Origin of the sequence: Paenibacillus sp. LHD-117, from assembly GCF_030929555.1 — a bacterium.
In the GTDB taxonomy this organism is placed as follows: domain Bacteria; phylum Bacillota; class Bacilli; order Paenibacillales; family Paenibacillaceae; genus Pristimantibacillus.
In genome coordinates this window covers 87644-104794 of record NZ_JAVFVT010000011.1, presented here as the reverse complement: position 1 = coordinate 104794, position 17151 = coordinate 87644, and the positions used below count along the sequence as shown (strand labels likewise).

The 17151-nt window shown below is 55.0% G+C and carries 13 protein-coding genes; 3 read left to right on the top strand and 10 right to left on the bottom strand.

What is annotated here, in order from left to right:
- Positions 1 to 33: 33 nt before the first annotated feature.
- Positions 34 to 1671, top strand: coding sequence for a CPBP family glutamic-type intramembrane protease (locus RB620_RS10675; RefSeq protein ID WP_308094134.1), 1638 nt, complete (start codon positions 34 to 36; stop codon positions 1669 to 1671).
- Here the strand turns inward: RB620_RS10675 and uvrC are convergent.
- Positions 1637 to 3442, bottom strand: a complete 1806-nt coding sequence (uvrC, locus tag RB620_RS10670; RefSeq protein WP_308094261.1) for an excinuclease ABC subunit UvrC — start codon at positions 3440 to 3442, stop codon at positions 1637 to 1639. The genes RB620_RS10675 and uvrC overlap by 35 nt on opposite strands.
- A gap of 219 nt (positions 3443 to 3661) precedes the next feature.
- Between uvrC and RB620_RS10665 the strand changes: the two genes are divergently transcribed.
- A complete protein-coding gene (locus RB620_RS10665; RefSeq protein ID WP_308094133.1) occupies positions 3662 to 3808 on the top strand; it encodes a YqzM family protein in 147 nt (48 codons plus the stop codon).
- Between the two features lie 131 nt (positions 3809 to 3939).
- On the opposite strand, the gene RB620_RS10660 is transcribed toward RB620_RS10665, so the two are convergent.
- The 7 genes from RB620_RS10660 to RB620_RS10630 form a co-directional block, all read right to left on the bottom strand.
- Positions 3940 to 4200 (bottom strand): YezD family protein, encoded by a 261-nt coding sequence (locus tag RB620_RS10660; protein WP_308094132.1) that lies wholly within the window; start codon positions 4198 to 4200, stop codon positions 3940 to 3942.
- A gap of 36 nt (positions 4201 to 4236) precedes the next feature.
- Complete coding sequence (gene cysW / locus RB620_RS10655) at positions 4237 to 5115, bottom strand: sulfate ABC transporter permease subunit CysW (protein ID WP_308094131.1); 879 nt, start codon at positions 5113 to 5115, stop codon at positions 4237 to 4239.
- 65 nt (positions 5116 to 5180) lie between these two features.
- Positions 5181 to 6014 (bottom strand): sulfate ABC transporter permease subunit CysT, encoded by an 834-nt coding sequence (cysT, locus tag RB620_RS10650; protein WP_308094130.1) that lies wholly within the window; start codon positions 6012 to 6014, stop codon positions 5181 to 5183.
- 44 nt (positions 6015 to 6058) lie between these two features.
- Positions 6059 to 7171, bottom strand: a complete 1113-nt coding sequence (locus RB620_RS10645) for a sulfate ABC transporter substrate-binding protein (protein ID WP_308094129.1) — start codon at positions 7169 to 7171, stop codon at positions 6059 to 6061.
- 345 nt (positions 7172 to 7516) lie between these two features.
- Positions 7517 to 8473, bottom strand: a complete 957-nt coding sequence (dnaI, locus tag RB620_RS10640) for a primosomal protein DnaI (protein WP_308094127.1) — start codon at positions 8471 to 8473, stop codon at positions 7517 to 7519.
- 50 nt (positions 8474 to 8523) lie between these two features.
- A complete protein-coding gene (locus RB620_RS10635) occupies positions 8524 to 10044 on the bottom strand; it encodes a replication initiation and membrane attachment family protein (protein ID WP_308094125.1) in 1521 nt (506 codons plus the stop codon).
- Between the two features lie 346 nt (positions 10045 to 10390).
- Positions 10391 to 10690: a YuiB family protein gene (locus tag RB620_RS10630; RefSeq protein WP_308094124.1), complete on the bottom strand. Its 300-nt coding sequence runs from the start codon at positions 10688 to 10690 to the stop codon at positions 10391 to 10393.
- 168 nt (positions 10691 to 10858) lie between these two features.
- Here RB620_RS10630 and hemQ point away from each other — a divergent pair, with 168 nt between their 5' ends.
- A complete protein-coding gene (gene hemQ / locus RB620_RS10625; RefSeq protein ID WP_308094122.1) occupies positions 10859 to 11605 on the top strand; it encodes a hydrogen peroxide-dependent heme synthase in 747 nt (248 codons plus the stop codon).
- Positions 11606 to 11700: 95 nt separating this feature from the next.
- On the opposite strand, the gene RB620_RS10620 is transcribed toward hemQ, so the two are convergent.
- On the bottom strand, positions 11701 to 12726 hold the full coding sequence (locus RB620_RS10620) for an S-layer homology domain-containing protein (protein WP_308094120.1): 1026 nt from the start codon (positions 12724 to 12726) through the stop codon (positions 11701 to 11703).
- 18 nt (positions 12727 to 12744) lie between these two features.
- Positions 12745 to 17103, bottom strand: a complete 4359-nt coding sequence (locus tag RB620_RS10615; RefSeq protein ID WP_308094118.1) for a galactose-binding domain-containing protein — start codon at positions 17101 to 17103, stop codon at positions 12745 to 12747.
- Positions 17104 to 17151 lie beyond the last annotated feature (48 nt).

Sequence of the window (17151 nt, the reverse complement as noted above, 5' to 3'; positions counted from 1 at the left end):
AGAACTGATTACAATACATATCCGAGGTGAAGCATGACTGAAATCATAACGCGCAAAGAATGGAAACGTTACGTAATCGCGGCGGCGGTATTAGGCATCCTGTTCGTTCTGCTCGAGATCGTTCCCATGATTCTCTCCGTCTCCGATCATAAATACGGGGGCAAAGTGATCGATAAGGGGGAAATTGAAGAGATGGCGGTTCGATTCGCCGAATCGGAAACGGGTTATGCCGTGCGCGAGGCCAGGACGGTCCATCAATCCGACAAGCTCCTAAGCGGGTATTTATCCAAAGAGAAGCTGACTCAGAAATTCGAGGATGACTACGGCAACCGGTTCGCGACGGACACGTTCCAAGTGAATCTGAAATTCGCCGATCGCAAAGGATCGGGCTTCGTTTACTTGAATATGTATACCGGTGACGTGCTGGCGTGGAACCTGAATGCCGCTGCCTCCGACTCGCTGAGCGAGGAAGAGAAGCGCGAGCAGCTGCAAAGTTTTTTGCTCGGCAAACAATATAAGGACGCCGACCTCGAATCGTTAACGGAATACGAGAACGGGGAGTGGGGAATGACGCCGGAAGGGATCAAAGCCGGGGAAGCCGACCTGAACGTGACACTTCAAGTTCAATCCGTGAACGGCAAATCCGTCATCACGATGTACAAACCCGTCTTCGACGTTCCGGAGGACTATAAATCGTACGTCAAGGGTCAGGACCGGCTGGCAGGTTGGCTTACCGGCATCGGCTACCTATTGATGAGCGTCATTCTTGGCATTCTGGCTATCGTTTATTCGATACTGTATCGCAAGTTTACATCGTTCAAATACGGATGGCTATTAACCGTCGTCTTCACGATCGCCTATTTGATCATGAACCTTAGTGTTTTCGACGGAATGATCGCCGCCCAGGGCGAGTCGCCTCTCGACGATGGCGTCCTCGTCTTCACGGCCGTCATCACCGTCTTGCTCACGGTTCCGATGGCGGCATCCGTTTACTTGTCCATCGTCGCGGGAGACGGGTTATGGAAGGAGCAAGGCCGGCAAGTTTGGCCGCGTCTCGGACAGCCCGGTTATGGGGACTACGTGTGGCGAAGCATGGGTCTATCCTATTTGTTAGCGGTCATTCTGCTCGGCATCCAGCCGCTCATCTTCCGGGCGCTTGAGCTAATCATCGGTACTTGGGGAACAAGCGACGTCACGATGTCACCCTATAACTTTAGCGTGTTATGGCTTATGCCGGTATTGGCCTGGGCGGCCGCCATCTCGGAGGAAGCCGTATTCCGGTTCTTCGGCATCGGGTTATTCCGCAAGTGGTTCCGCCATACGTTCGCCGCCGCTATCCTTCCGACGCTGTTCTGGTCGCTTGGTCATGTCATGTACCCGTTCTACCCTTCGACGACGCGACTGTTCGAGCTGATGGTCATCGGGCTGCTGTTCAGCTTCATCTTCGTCCGGTACGGCTTCATTACCGCGATGTTCACCCATGCCATCTTCAATAGCATCGCCGTCGGCAGCTCGCTGATCATGGTCGGGGGAGCGCCGAATATCGTCTCCGCCATTTTCTTCGTGCTGCTGCCTGTTCTCATTGCCTATGTGCTCAGGGCTTGGGATCGGAAGAAAAAAAGGACGAATCCGCCGATCACGTCGACGGTTTATCCCTTAGAGCCGCAATAATATCCCCGGCGAGCTTATCGCCGATCGAGAGAGGCCTGAAGTCTTCGACGGAGGCCTCTTTTATTTTTTTGAGCGAGCCGAAGTGTTTAAGAAGCTGCTTCCTGCGTTTCTCTCCGATACCCGGAATGGCGTCAAGCCTCGATTCCACCATGGACTTCGCCCTCTGCTCGCGGTGGAACGTAATCGCGAACCGGTGAACCTCGTCCTGAATGCGCTGCAGCAAATAAAATTCCTGGCTGTCCCGCGGCAGCGGAACGATCTCCGCGGGATCGCCGGTCATGAGCTGCGCCGTCTTATGTTTCGCGTCCTTGACCAGACCGCAGACGGGAATAAACAAACCGAGCTCGTTCTCGAGGACGTCCAGCGCGGCCGAAATTTGGCCCTTGCCGCCGTCCACCACGATCAAATCGGGCTGCGTCAGCCCTTCCTTCAATACGCGCTCGTACCTGCGCCTTATCACTTCACGCATCGTCTCGTAATCGTCCGCTCCGACGACGGTCTTCACTTTATACTTGCGGTATTCTTTCCGATCCGGCTTGCCGTCCGTGAACACGACCATCGCGGATACCGGGTTCGTGCCTTGAATATTGGAGTTATCGAATGCTTCGATGCGATTGATATGCTCCATCCCCAGCCAGCCGGCAAGCGACCGGGAAGCTTTAACGCTGCGTTCCTCGTCGCGTTCGATCAACCGGAACTTCTCGTCGAGACTCATCCGCGCATTGTCGTGCGCCATGGTCACGACTTCGCTTTTTTTGCCGCGCTGCGGCATTAACACCTTTACCTTGAGCCAGCTGCCAAGCGAAGAAGTCACGAGCTCTTCCTGCTCTTTGTCCCCTTCGGGCGGCAACGGCAGCAGGATCTGCTTCGGCAACGCGGGATTGTCGCTGTAATATTGCGTCACGAACGTCATAAAATCATCGTATTCCTCGCCGTAATACGGGAACGTCGTGCCATGCCGCTCGATGAGCTTGCCTTGCCGCATGTAGAGGATTTGCACACCCATCCAGCCTTTGTCGACCGCGTAACCGAAGATGTCGCGATCCATGGCGTCGGACATCGTAATTTTCTGTTTCTCCATAACCGCGTCGATGGCGATGAGCTGATCCCGGTATTCCTTCGCGCGCTCGAACTCGAGCGACTCGGCCGCTTCCTCCATTTTCCGCTGGAGCTCCACCTTCACGGCATCATGTCCGCCGTTCAGGAACTTCGCGATTTCTCCGATCATCGCATCGTAAGTGTTTTTCTCGATCTCGAATTCGCATGGAGCGATGCATTGGCCAAGATGGTAATAGAGGCAAACTTTATCCGGCAGCGTCTTGCATTTGCGAAGCGGATACAGGCGGTCGAGCAGCTTCTTCGTTTGCTGGGCGGCGAACGCGTTCGGATAAGGGCCGAAGTATTTGCCTTTATCCTTGACGATCCGCCTCGTCACTTCCAGTTTTGGATGTTTTTCGTTCGTGATTTTGATATACGGGAATGACTTGTCGTCCTTCAGAAGAACGTTGTAGCGCGGGTGATGCTGCTTGATCAGGTTGCACTCCAGAATGAGCGCTTCCATGTTGCTGCCGGTTATGATGAATTCGAAATCGTAAATCTCGGATACGAGCCGCTGCGTCTTGCCGTTGTGGCTCCCGATGAAATATGAGCGAACCCTGTTCTTGAGTACCTTCGCTTTGCCGACGTAAATAATGAGGCCGTCCCTGTTCTTCATAAGATAACAGCCCGGCTTGTCGGGCAGCAGCGCCAGCTTGTTTCGAATGGCATCCATGACCGCCGCTGGGCGGGCCGTGTTCGCGCCTTCGGTATGCTCCATCTTTTGTTTCCCCTCCCGGAAGCCGATCTTCTGTTCCCATTTTAGCATAATTCGCATCGTTATTGCCTTACAATTGTCACCGTGGCTTCTTTACAATCATTCGAAACTTTGGGTATACTATTATCAGCTATGACGATAAGTTTGCCGGGCAAGCTTTGAAGGAGGACGTCACCGATGGAGAATGTCAGAGATCCGCGCGAGCATGTGAACGAAGAGCCTCGCGACGATTTGATGGATGTTGTGTTCGGATTCGGCGGCATGCTTGGTTTTATGACCATTGCGTTCGCCGTTGCGGTTATCGTGAAGTTCATCATCTCTTAATACGGGATGCCAACAGCGATAAGAGCCGTACCAGTCGGAGGACTGGTGCGGCTCTTATCGTTTACCGTCAAACGAATAAACACGTCTCCGAGTCGGCATCAGCCGTTCGGAGACGTGTTTTTTATTATCCGCTACTGGACGGCTCTTAGCGTTTCCCCGCCCTTAGAGCCTTTCGCTTTCGTTCTATGGCCTGCGCCCGACTGGTCCGAGTCCGCTTGTTCCGCAGAAGTTTGCCTTGGAGCCGGAGCGTCGTACCGTTTCCTCTCCGTGCGGTCAATCTGGACGATTCTACCGTCGTGGACCGTAATGACGACCTGGCCGTATTGCAATCCACTCACCTGCTCCAAAATTCTTTCTTGCCACACTTCATCCACTTCCAACGGCTTTGCCATTACAATCCCCTCCATCAATGGTTTTCTGCTGCGGAGCTACGTCCGAGCCTCATGCGACGAACCCGATTTCCACTCGACGATCCCTTTCACGATCAAGGTAATGACGGCTAACATCACGAGCAACGAAGCAACGGCGAACGATGCGGAAAACTGATATTCGTTGTACAAAATTTCCACGTGCAGCGGCAGCGTATTGGTCTGCCCCCGAATATGCCCCGATACGACGGACACGGCTCCGAACTCTCCCATTGCCCTGGCGTTGCAAAGGATGATGCCGTAAAGCAGTCCCCACTTGATGTTCGGCAGCGTCACCCGCCAGAAGATGGATCCTCCCTTGGCGCCTAAGCTAGCCGCGGCTTCTTCCTGCTGCACCCCTTGCGCCTGCATAAGCGGGATGAGCTCCCTCGCGACGAACGGCACGGTAACGAAAATCGTGGCGAGCACGATGCCCGGTACGGCGAAAATGATTTGAATGCCTTGTTCGTCGAGCCAAGATCCGAAATAACCTTGCGCGCCGAACAGGAGCACGTATATCATACCGGCGATAACGGGAGATACTGCGAACGGCAAATCGATTAGCGTAATGAGAAGATTTTTCCCTTTGAATTGAAACTTGCTGATCGCCCAGGCCGCCGCAACGCCGAACACGGTATTGAGCGGCACCGCGATGGCGGCGACGATCAGAGTCAGCTTCAAGGCGGCTACCATGTCCGGATCGCTTAAGCCTTGAACGTATAAACCTACGCCTTTCCTGAATGCCTCCACGAATACGGACACTAGAGGAAGCAGGACGACGAAACCGAGGAACAGTAGGGCAATTCCGATTAGAAGCCATTGCACGAACTTAGGCTCCGTAATATGTTTCGGCCGCGGGGCCGTTTCTTTGCTTGCGAATACGGTTATGGCACCGGCCATCCGAATCAGCTCCTTTCATCCCCTCTTTGTAGTATGGGTGATTCCTGCTAGCTGACGGTACGGCCTCAATCCGGAATCGCGCGTCTGCTCATTCGCCATTGCAACAGGTTAATGATTAGCAGCAGGATAAAGGATACGGTTAGCATAACGGCTGCGATCGCCGTCGCTCCCGCATAATCGTATTGCTCGAGCTTTGTCATGATGAGAAGCGGCGCAATCTCCGTACGCATCGGCATGTTGCCGGAGATGAAGACGACCGATCCGTATTCGCCGATCCCTCTCGCGAAAGCCAAAGCGAATCCTGTCAACAAGGCGGGCATTAGCTCCGGCAGCACGACTCGCAGAAACGTCCTCAGCCGATAAGCGCCAAGCATGACAGCCGCTTCCTCCGTCTCCTTCTCCAAGTCCTGAAGCACCGGCTGCACCGTTCGGACGACGAACGGCAGCCCGATGAATACAAGCGCGATAATGATGCCGAGCTGCGTATAGGTCACTTTGATACCTAGCGGCTCGATCAGCGAGCCGACCCACCCCGTCTTCGCGTAGATGGTCGTTAGCGCGATGCCGGCTACGGCCGTAGGGAGCGCGAACGGGATATCGACGAGACTATCGATGATCCGTTTGCCCGGGAACCGGTACCGCACCAGCACCCAGGCAACAAGCAGACCGAAGACCGCATTGATGAGTCCGGCCCATAACGCCGTCGTGAAGCTGATCCGATACGAAGCCAGAACCCTTGGGTTCGTAATCGTGCTCCATAGATCCGCCATGGAAAGCTCGAACGTTTTGAAGAACACCGCGGCAAGCGGGATTAGGACGATGAGGCTAATGTAAAAGATCGTGAACCCTAGAGACAGTCCGAATCCCGGAAGCGCCCTGCGATTTTTGGAACCTTTCATGAGAAATCAGCTCCGTTCTTGTTCTGGAAAACAAACGCCATGCCTTATTTGCCCGGCGTATAAATTTGATCGAAAATACCGCCGTCGGCAAAATGTTTGGTCTGGGCTTCCTTCCAGCCGCCGAAATCGGCGATCTTGAGCAGCTCCAACTGCGGGAACTGATCCGCGAATTCATTGGCGATCACCTCATCCGTCGGACGGTAATAATGTTTGCCTGCGAGTTTCTGGCCTTCTTCCGAGTATAAGTATTGCAAGTAGGCTTCCGCGACTTCTCTTGTGCCGTGATCATCCACCACTTTGTCGACAACTGCTACCGGAGGTTCCGCGAGAATGCTCAGCGACGGATAAACGATATCGAATTTGTCCGGGCCCAGCTCGTTGATCGACAGGTAGGCTTCGTTCTCCCAAGCCAGCAGAACGTCGCCGATGCCGCGTTCGACAAACGTCGTCGTGGAGCCCCTCGCTCCGGTATCCAGCACCGGCACGTGCTTGAACAAGTCCGCCACGAATTGCTGAGCGGCCGCTTCGTCATTGTTGTTCTGCTTCAGCGCGTAACCCCATGCGGCAAGATAATTCCAGCGCGCGCCGCCGGATGTCTTCGGATTCGGCGTAATGACTTCAACGCCTTCCTTGAGCAGGTCGCCCCAATCCTTAATGCCTTTCGGATTGCCTTTGCGGACGAGGAATACGATTGTGGACGTATACGGTGAACTGTTGAGCTCGAATTGCGACTGCCAATCCGCATCCAGCTGGCCGGCTTCGACGATCGCGTCGATATCGAATCCAAGCGCCAGCGTAACGACGTCGGCTTTTAGTCCGTCGATGACAGCCCTGGCTTGTTTGCCGGATCCGCCATGCGATTGATCGATTTCGACCTTTTGATTTTTTTCCGCTTGCCAGTAGGCCGCAAATGCTTTGTTATATTCCACGTAAAATTCTCTTGTCGGATCATAGGATACGTTCAATAGTTTGACGGGAGGCAGCGGTTCTTTGGTTCCTTCAGGCGATGCGGTTGGTTCGGCTGTCGCCGCGTTGGACGATGCCGAGGGGCTTGCCGTATTGCCGCCGTTATTGTTCTGCGCGCCGCAAGCGGCGAGTAAAGTGGATATCACTAAAATTAAGACGATTGACCTGACGCGTACCAAGCTGTTTCTCATACACGAACACCCCTATAAATTTTTGTGATAGGGAAGCGTAAACTCCGGTATGTCCGGTCATTTAACCATTATTCCTACCCGTTTAGTTGGTTATGAATGAATATTACCAGCCGCTGCCTTCCACTGTCAACCATTTATTTGCAATCCCTATAGGGGTCATAAAGAACGCTTATATAACCGTTAAACCCACGCCGTTACTGGGTTTTTGACCTCTTCCAAGATGGTTTCAAACTTTTTTCCGATATGAGAAAATGTAGCTGTCCGTCCACCTTCTTGGAGAATAAACGACGATTGGACCATCGACATTTAAGCTTTTAGGGGCAGTGCTGCAAAAAAAAACGCGGGCTACTTGCGCCCGCGTTTGTTCTCTCCCGTAACCATGACGACTTCGACATAAGGACGAACGCGGTCCATAAGCCGCTGTCCCTTGTGAAGCTCGTCCCCGTCCTTGCTCGTGAAGCTAAAGTGCCGCTCCAGCGCGTCCAAGTCGTAATTGGACGTGTAGAACGTTGGCTTCCGCTCCATGCGGTAATTCAGGATCGCGCCTAACACATGATCGCGCACCCAAGGATTCAAGTTTTCCGCCCCGATGTCGTCGAAGATGAGCAAGTCCGTTTCCTTCATCATCTCCACCGTTTCCTTCAGCTTGGCCGGCTCGTGCATCAGCGACTTCAAATCCTCGACGAAGTCCGGCATGTAGACGATGACGCCCGAATAACCGGCCTTTGCAAGCTCCTGCAGCAAATAACACATTAGAAACGTCTTGCCCGTCCCGAAACGGCCAGCAAGATACATGCCTTCCTCCTGCAAGCCGCCTTCCCTCGTTCTGTCGATGTATCGCAACACCTGGCCGACGGCTTTCGCCCTCTCCAGGTCGCTAGTCAAAATTTCGTCCGAGGAATATCCTCTTCTAAGCGCCGCGTCGTCCACGTAGAAGCTGCGGATTCGGCTTCGAATCGCCTCTTCCGTCTGTCGCGCGATAAACTTCTTGCACGATACTTTCCGGTCATGGAGCTGCGTCAATCCGTTCGCCGTCTCCGAGCTCAGCAGCGTATAATGACCCTCATAGTCGTTGGGACAACGGTCGAGTCCCGGGCAATTCGAGCAATTGCGGTATTCCGTGACGTACTGGTAGACGCGGTTCAAGTTCAGCCGAAGGACATCCTCGTCCAGATCGGGGTACTTGTCCAGCAGCTTTCCAATGAGCGGATCCCGCATCAGCTCGGTCAGCTTCCGCTCCGCCTTCTCCGTAAAGGATTGGCCTGAAGGCCATGACTTTAACAATTCGCCTAACGATTCCATCCCGAATCACACCTCGTTTCCCCCATGATGGTCAACCTATAACCTTCAGCCTAACCTTTGCCGTCCAGCTTGCGAGCCAGCTTGCGCAGCTCCTCGAGCTCGGAAGCGGATACCGAAGCGGAGGAGCTGCTCTCGCCGACGATCGGAATGGACGGCTTGCGCGAAAATCCGCCGCGATTCGCGCTGCCCCTGCCGCCGGAATACACCGATCCCGCAGGACCGGCTCCCGCTTCCTTCCGCTTCTCTTTGTCCTGCTCAAGCTGTGCCTGAAGACGCACATATTGCACGGCCTTCTCGAACGTATCGACGCCCGCCCCTAACATATTCATAGCAACGGTATCAATAAATTTATTGCTTAGCCTGCTTTTCTCAGGCTCTTTCATCACATAATGAATGAGGACATTGATAACCGGTTCAACCATGCGATAGCTATTGTCGATCTTAAACAATAAATCTTCCAACGTTCTCGGCACGGCTCCAGGGAAAAATCGGCGAATAAACCGCGTATGCGGCTCGTTGCGCATAAGCATGTTGTATTGCTGTATATCGCAGCGGCCGGTAAGCGCCTTAGGCACGGGCAAATAATCCTGCTCCTGCACCGCGACTTCCTCCTGATCCTCTTCTTCCGTCTCGGTCTCCGCGATTACTTTCGTCTTCGCCAGCGTACGCTGGCGGTCGTCATCCCGCTTCCTGTCTTGGCGGTACATGCTGCTCGCCTTGAGCTGCAGCTCGTCCACGTTCAGCTTGCCGGAGGCATCAAAAACACCGACCTCGTCTAGGAGCCGGCATACATTCACGACGGATAAATTAAATTTGTAAGCGACGTAATTGACTTGCGCCATGCCGTCCGCATCGCCGCGCAGCCGCTCCACGCTTGTGCGGTTCGCGGATGAGCGAGGGAAGTGCAGGATAAGCTCCCCGTAAGGAATGCCCGCAGTGGCTGACGGATCAGGCCGGCCTACCGTTTGTCGCGATGGAGCAACCTCCGTGAGCGCCTGCTCGAGCTCCGTATCAAACGATTGCATATTCAGCTTAAACAGCTCGTAGAATGGCACCGAAATGTTTTCTTTGGTCAATTCCGCGCCCGCCAGCTCGTCGGGTTCGTTCGCGCCGAACGATTCCCTGAGATCGATGACCGCGTATTTGCCAATCTTATCCCGAAGCAGCATCGTTAAATGCATGTTGCGGAAAAATTCGACCGGCGAGAGCGGCTGCTCCAATTCGTATTCGTAGACGACATCCGCCAGATCGGGTCCTCCAAGTCTCGATGTCTGCATCAGCCCAACCGCTTCCAGCTTGGATGCTTGTTCGATCACGAACCTTCGGCTCTTCTCGTTCATCTCCAGACCAAGTCCGAGGAACAAGCGGCGCTGCGGCTCCAGCTTGGAATATCCGTTACGATCTTCCGCAATGCTATGGTACAGCTGCTGATACAAGGCAATCGCGAACGCGCCAACCATCGGTTGGTAGATTAGCGACAACATCTTATGATCGATACTGCTGAGCGAGAAGCTGCGGAATATGTAATATCGGTGATGTTCCGTGTATTGCAATATATTTTGGATGCGCATTGCATCGACTCCATCCCTTGCTTTCTACCTATCATTCTAGCATAAATATCGAGGCAGATGACGGCTTTGAAAAATAGAAAAATCCCCCGAAAGAGGGATTTCCGCTTAAATGCTAGTTCGAAAATGAAATGCGAGTTCAAAAAGTTCGGTTTTCAGCACATGAGCATATGCTTCCGATGCTGCGTTTTTTCCAAAACGCTTTAGAAGGTTGGATGAAGCTGGGAATGAGGAGCAGAGCGTAGTGGAAGCTACGTGAGCACCGGAAGTTCCAGCTGAATTCAAGATTCGATGTCGAGCTCGCTCCCTGAATTTACTTCGTGATCAAAAGCGGACTTTTTGAACTACCTTAAAACATTTTATAGCCGCCTTTGCGTAGCGCCCGGATAGCCCAGCCGCTCACATACGCGCCGATCAAGGCTCCCGTAATTGGAATATAATAGACCAGCGTATAGGTGCCGAAGTTGGCAAGCGTCGGATTGTCCGCATCCGGCCACGGGGCCCAGATCGCGAGTCCGATCAGCACGATGACGAATAGACCGATCGGGAACCATGTCGTCTTCAGCAGCATATTCAAGATAAATCCGATACCGAACATCATGACGAAAAACAGCACCGTCGCGATGATAATTTGTATTGCCTCGACCATTCGCCGTACGACTCCTTTCACACACTATACATAAGTTTAATGAATGCGAAATATGAAGTCAATCGGCTCCGGCCAAATGTCACAAGTCCGTCATTTGCTTGCGCGTCGCGGGGTACGATACAATGGGTACAACCATATTTAAGCAACCCGAGAGGAGCATTTGACCGAATGAGCGAAGCCGCACAAACATTAGAGGGCTGGTACGCCCTTCACGATTTCCGCAGCGTCGACTGGACAGCGTGGCGTCTCGCCACGGATGGCGAGCGTGCCCGCGCGCTGGACGAGCTGAACGCATTCCTAGCGGAGTGGGCGCAGATCGAAGATCAGAAGCTGGGCAGCACGGCCGTTTATTCCATTGTCGGACAAAAAGCCGATTTCGTCTTCATGCATCTGCGCGAGACGTTGGAGGATTTGAACGAGATCGAAACCGCTTTTAATAAAACGACATTCGCAAGCTTCACCTATCCCGTCCATTCCTACGTCAGCATCGTTGAGCTTAGCAACTACATGGGGCAGCCGGGCTCCGATCCGATGGAGAATCCGGAAGTCGTTGCAAGGCTGAAGCCAATTCTTCCGAAGTGGAAACATATTTGCTTCTACCCGATGAACAAACGCCGCTCCGGAAGCGACAACTGGTACATGCTGAGCATGGAGGACCGCAAAACGATGATGCGCAGCCACGGCATGATCGGCCGCAAATACGCGGGCAAAGTCAAACAAATCATTACCGGCTCCGTCGGCTTCGACGACTGGGAATGGGGCGTTACGCTGTTCGCGGACGACGCGCTGCAATTCAAGAAGCTGGTCTACGAAATGCGTTTCGACGAAGTAAGCGCGAGATTCGGAGATTTCGGCGACTTCTACGTCGGCAACTTCTTGGATGCCGATAAGATTGCGGTATTGCTGAAGATTTAATGCCGATCTAATCTCTAAAATAGGTCGAACGACAGCAGCAAGCTGCCCTTTATCCGCTAATGCGGAGGGCAGCTTGTTTTTTTGGTTCGTTTACTTCATGAGTCCATCGCGTAAAGCATCCGCAGGATCATCGAGACGGCCTCGGCCCGCGTTGTCGTTGCCAGCGGGTTCAGCAGACGGTTAGCTTGCCCTTGCATGATTCCGCGCTCGACCGCCAGAGCGGTTGGCCCGATTGCCCAAGAAGCTAATAGTTGACGATCCGCGAACCCGGCCAAAGCCGCCTCGTCTCCGATTGCGGAAAAATCCAGAGCGCGCGCGATGACCGTGGCGAGTTCTTGTCTCGCAATCGGCTCTCCGCCGCGGAACGTTCCGTCCCCATAACCGTTGATCCACCGCTCCCGAACCGATGCCCTTACGTAATCCAGCGCCCATGGCGGAATGTCCCCCGAATCCCGGAAGGTTATCCCTTGACTCTCATTCGCTTCGATCAACATGGCTTTCGCAAGCAGCACCGTCACCTCTTGCCGCGTGACGGGCTCCTCGGGACGGAATGTGCCGTCACCGAAGCCGGTCGCGAAACCAAGCTCCAGTGCTTCGAGGACCACGTCTTCGGACCAATGGCCGGCGAGATCGCCAGGCCTCCGCTCCGCTTGGCCGGACTCCAACGTAATGCCGGCTTCCGGCGCGAATGCTTTCATCGCAAGCTTGGCATCCACCAGCTTGGCTTGTTTCAGCTCCACGGAAGCGTCGCCGCCCCTTAGCCTCCCGAAAGCGATACGCGCCAGCTCGATCTTCCCGCTGCGGCCGGCAGTCTCTCCGACGCTGGTATGCGCCAGCCGAATTTGGCCGCGGGCGAGCACCGGCTTCACCGTCAAGCCCGGAAACGAAATCGACGCATTCAGGAATGAGAGACGCAAAGGATCGTAAGCCAGTACGAGGTCGTATGCGTACAGATTCTTTGCCCCGTTTAAGGTAACGGTTACCTTGATCTCGTCTCCCGTTTGGGCAACGGACAGCTCGAAGCCGTCCGCCCCCTTAGCGAAAGTCGACTGCCCCGGCCCGATAAACTGACAGATGAACAAGAAGGCCATGCTTATGATCAACAAGCGCTTCCGCACCATCCCCGCTTCATTCCTTCCTTATCGTTCATGGAACCAATCGGTCAAGATCATGCGGGCTACGGCGGCAAGCGATTGAATCGTAATTTCACCCTGATCCAGCATATCCGCCGCTTCAACTTCGCTCCAATCCGCGTCGGAGGATGTTCGTCCGAAGTAACCGGCGACGATCGACAATGTTTTGAGCGTGACTTGCGATTCGCCATCCACAAGCGTAATCCGGCTTGCGCGGAATATTGCCGTTTCGCTAACCAGTTGCTCGGCCGCAGCGTCCACTGCCGGCTGGGAGTGGCTTTCGTTGTAGATCGCTCCTGCCGCCGCGATCGCCGCATCGAACGCGGTAACGGCGGATTGCGGATAGTTCCCTACCTTCGTTCCGGTCGAAGCCCGCTCCAGCAGCACTCGAGCCTGCTCAAGCGCCGCACCTAATTCTTCCCTGATCACGACCGGAGGCTGAATGACGGATGCGGCAAACGACTGCACGGCAGCGGATAATCCCGCAAGAGCTTCGTTCACGGTTAGCTGCGAAGCATTCGGCTGTTGGTAGACCGCTTCGGCGGCCTCAATCGCCAGCCTTAACGATTCCTTGGAGCCGGCCGGATATTGCCCCTCCGCCGTACCTTCCGTTGCTGCATCGTGCATGGCTCTGGCATCGGCTATCGCGTTGCCGAGCGCGGTGCGATCCGCGGCGGTTACGGATATGGACGCTCCCGCCGCATCAACCGCAATCGCATGAAGCTCCTGATCATGGCCGACGATTTCGAATTTGGCGAGCGATACTTGCGTCGGCAGGGCGGGAGTGTCGTCCTTGACCTTGCCGTGAAGCCGGAACAACTCGCCTGCTTCGGCGAGAGAACCGCCTGGCGCGCTTAACAAGACGTTAATCAAGCCTTGCGAAGGTTTGACGGCGGTGCCAAGCACGGACAGTCCCTCGCGGATCGAGGTTATCGCCGTTCCGGCAAGCTCAAGCAGACCGTCCCCGGACTCGGCCGTTTCGAAGTCAATCACCTCGGGATCGTAAGCAACGATCGCGTTGATCGCGGAGTATGCATACGTGCTTTCCGTCGCGGAGACGGAAAGGCTAAGCGGCTGGCCTGCATAAACCTCTGCCGGGCCGCTCATCTGAACAGCGGGGAGCGTTTTCGGTTCGGCGGTGGCAGGCTCCCCGTAGACTTCGATTTCGAACAGTCTTGCACGATCGTCGAATACCGGATTTCCTTTCGTAATGGAGAGCCTTAAGCGGTCCGTCACGATGGGAGCGAAGATGAGGTCGGTGAATTGGCCGTAATAGTTATCGTCTTCGTTGCCCGTTACCGTTCGAACGGTCTGCCAAGCGGAGCCGTCCCACATCTGAAGCTCGAAATCGACGAGCTGCATCCCTTTGGCGTCGATCTGACCGCTCCAGAGCCGAACTTGATTCACTTCGTGAACCGTGCTCCATTGCAGCTCCAGTCCGTGCGGGCCATTCGCACCAGTTACCCAGCGGTCCGAGCCGACGTGCCGAATCCCGTTCACCACAAGGGATGGCGGGAAATTGCCGTTCTCATGGCTCGTGCTGGCGGTCACGGAAGCGTACGGAGCAATATTCGGATGGGCTGGCGGCGCCGTTATTTCGATGACCGACTCGCCTTGAATCCCCGTGCCGTCATTAACTTCGGCAACCACCTTGACCTTGCCAGGAGACAGTGCCGTCAGCACGCCGTTCTGGCCGATAGAGGCAAGCGTTGTCACCTCCCCGTCCAACCCTTCGACTCGCCATGACACCGTGCGGTCGTCCGCGTTCGCGGGCTTCACCTCCGCTGCCATGGCGAGAGTACCGCCTGCATCGAGTTTCGTAATCCGGTTCGCGGAGCCCACCTGAACGCCAATGACGTATACCGGCGTCACTTCCGGCTCTACCGGATTCGGATCATGTTCCCACACCTGGATCTCGAACACGCGCGCCCCGTTGTCGTTCGACTGGGCGCTTGTCGTCCCTTTCGTCACCCATAGTCTAATCTTATCGGTATGGACAACCGGGAACACCAAATCATTAAATGCGCTGATGCGGCCGTCCATGGTATTGTTCGTGACCGATGCGGCAACCTTCCATTCGCCGTTCTCCCAATACTGGATCTGGAAATCACGAATTTGCCAGCCGGCTGTTCCGGCTCCGGCCCCGCTCCAAAGTCGGACGCGGTCGATATCGTAACTCTCCTCCCAGCTCAGCTCCAGCCAGTGCGGAGCCTGGCTGCCGCCAAGCGTGATCCATCGGCTGGTCGCATCCAAGGATCCGTCCACGGCCAGCGACGGAAGGTAAGCAGGATTGCTGGAGCTCGCCGTCAATGTCGCTTGCGGAGATAAATTTTGTTTGCCTGGGAGCGGCTCCGGAGGAAGCTCCGGCGGGATGCCTGGAGGCGATACTTCCCCGTATTCGAACAGCAGCATGTCGTCGAAGGCGACGGTGCCCGTACCGCCTTGTTTATACATGAAGATTACGGCAGTCGTATTGGCGCTGCCGGTCGTGAAGACGACCTCCCTTCCCGTATATGTCGCACCGCTTACGAAGACGTCTTTGGACGGATTGCCATAATTTTTGACACCGATAACCGCGGAGCCCCCGCCCTCACTTCTCGTGTAACCGGACAGCTTATAGATCGTATTCGGCTTAACGGTAACGGTCTGCTCGATGCCCGATACGGCGTTCGCCAGAACGGCGGCGTAATTGCCGCTGCGCGCTCCTTGGTCCACGATGGCAGCGCCGTTATACGAAGTGCCCCAGCCGCCGAACACCCCGTCCTCGAAGCCAGGATTGGCGAGCAGATTCACGATTTCCGCGCCGGGAGGAATTTGTCCTTCGGGGATGCCAGGTCCCTCGTAAGCGCCGATATTCGGGTTCGCGCCTTCCGGAACCGGATTGCCGAAGAAGTCGAACCCGCCGTTGTCGGCGACAAGCTTCCCTGCGCCGATCGCCGGCGAAGTTTCGAGCAATTGATAGCCGGCCAGCGTGTCCCTGCCGATACGGCCCGTGCCCGGCGCCGCAAGCATCGGATCGGCTACGATTTTGTTCGCGTCCATGTTCAGGACGTTGACCGGATGATTGCCGTAGAACAGGTTATTGTCAAAAACATTGTTGGTGCTGGATCCGAAATTGTAGCCCCCGGAGCCCAGATTGACGATCAGGTTGTTGGTATAGTTCGTATTTTTCGCCCAGCCGCCCCAGTTCAGCGTGTCAACGACCTTGGTCGTCGAGTTCGGCGGAATATAGACCGTATTGTTGTAGATATGGGTGTTCTCGGGGGTCCCGCTAAAATTGAACACGGCTCCGAGATCATTCTGGCTAATATTGTAGCGAATGACCGTATCCCGGTTGTAGGAGCCGGATTGCGTGCCGTCGTTCACCGCCAACGACAGTCCGCCGGCATTGTTGTGGCTATAATTATACTGAATGACAGTGCCTTCGCTCTTGTAATCCGAATCGTACGCCATCGCGTCGCCGCCCGGATACGTATTGAATACTTCGTTGTATTGAATGACGGAATCCTTGGATTCGAAAACCCAAAGCGGCACATGGTAGCTGGTAGAACGTTTATGGGTATCGTACACCACGTTGCGTTCGATGACGCCGTTCGTCGTATTGAGCACGAACGCCCCGTCGCCGCCGATGTCGTAGATGACGTTGTCGGCCACCGTGTTGTTGAAGGAGTACGGTCTGCTTCCGCCGTTCAAGTAGATGCCCACGCTGTCCATCGAATAGATTTTATTGTTCCGGATCGTAACGTCCGTGACAACGTAATTCCAACTGGGATCCCAGACGATAATGCCGCCGTTGTGGGCGTAATCCATGCTCAGGCTGCCTTTGACGTTATGGATATCCAAATATTCGAATACGAAGTGGCGATAAACCTTCGGATTGTTCCATCCGCCGCTATGACCCGCTACATGAACGCCCCGGCGCTCGCCTTGCGTAGCGGCGTGATTCGTAATTTCCAGATTGCGGACTTCCCAGTACTCCTGGCTGTAGAAGTACACCGCCGCGTCCGCGCCGTCCCCAGCGATAAGAGGTTTCGGCCCTTCGCCGTACTTGTCGATCCGGATGGGGCTGCCCGCGGCGCCCGAGCCCTTCGGATACAGCGTCCCTTTCCAAGCACCGCCGGCCTTGAACAGAATCGTATCGCCCGGCTGGAACACTGTGGCGTTCACCTTGTTCAAAGACTTCCAGGCGGAACCTTCGCTTGTACCCGCTTGCCCGTCGTCGCCGCCTGCGGCATCCACGTAATACACGACGCCGCTCTCCTCCGCCTGAACCGGCTCGGCCTTCCAGGCGGGAACGCCGATCGCCGCGATCATGACCGCAACGAGCAGCATGTTTAACCATTTGAGCTTGTTTGTTCGCAACATCATCTTTCCTCCTTTGATTGTATACGCTTTCAATAATCCGAATTGTTC

Excerpts from the sequence above, each read along its gene's own strand:
- RB620_RS10620 (WP_308094120.1), bottom strand. The coding sequence starts at position 12,726 with ATGGTGCGGAAGCGCTTGTTGATCATAAGCATGGCCTTCTTGTTCATC.
- dnaI (WP_308094127.1), bottom strand. The coding sequence starts at position 8,473 with ATGGAATCGTTAGGCGAATTGTTAAAGTCATGGCCTTCAGGCCAATCC.
- RB620_RS10645 (WP_308094129.1), bottom strand. The coding sequence starts at position 7,171 with ATGAGAAACAGCTTGGTACGCGTCAGGTCAATCGTCTTAATTTTAGTG.
- RB620_RS10675 (WP_308094134.1), top strand. The coding sequence starts at position 34 with ATGACTGAAATCATAACGCGCAAAGAATGGAAACGTTACGTAATCGCG.
- hemQ (WP_308094122.1), top strand. The coding sequence starts at position 10,859 with ATGAGCGAAGCCGCACAAACATTAGAGGGCTGGTACGCCCTTCACGAT.
- uvrC (WP_308094261.1), bottom strand. The coding sequence starts at position 3,442 with ATGGATGCCATTCGAAACAAGCTGGCGCTGCTGCCCGACAAGCCGGGC.
- RB620_RS10665 (WP_308094133.1), top strand. The coding sequence starts at position 3,662 with ATGGAGAATGTCAGAGATCCGCGCGAGCATGTGAACGAAGAGCCTCGC.
- RB620_RS10635 (WP_308094125.1), bottom strand. The coding sequence starts at position 10,044 with ATGCGCATCCAAAATATATTGCAATACACGGAACATCACCGATATTAC.
- cysT (WP_308094130.1), bottom strand. The coding sequence starts at position 6,014 with ATGAAAGGTTCCAAAAATCGCAGGGCGCTTCCGGGATTCGGACTGTCT.
- RB620_RS10615 (WP_308094118.1), bottom strand. The coding sequence starts at position 17,103 with ATGTTGCGAACAAACAAGCTCAAATGGTTAAACATGCTGCTCGTTGCG.
- RB620_RS10660 (WP_308094132.1), bottom strand. The coding sequence starts at position 4,200 with ATGGCAAAGCCGTTGGAAGTGGATGAAGTGTGGCAAGAAAGAATTTTG.
- RB620_RS10630 (WP_308094124.1), bottom strand. The coding sequence starts at position 10,690 with ATGGTCGAGGCAATACAAATTATCATCGCGACGGTGCTGTTTTTCGTC.
- cysW (WP_308094131.1), bottom strand. The coding sequence starts at position 5,115 with ATGGCCGGTGCCATAACCGTATTCGCAAGCAAAGAAACGGCCCCGCGG.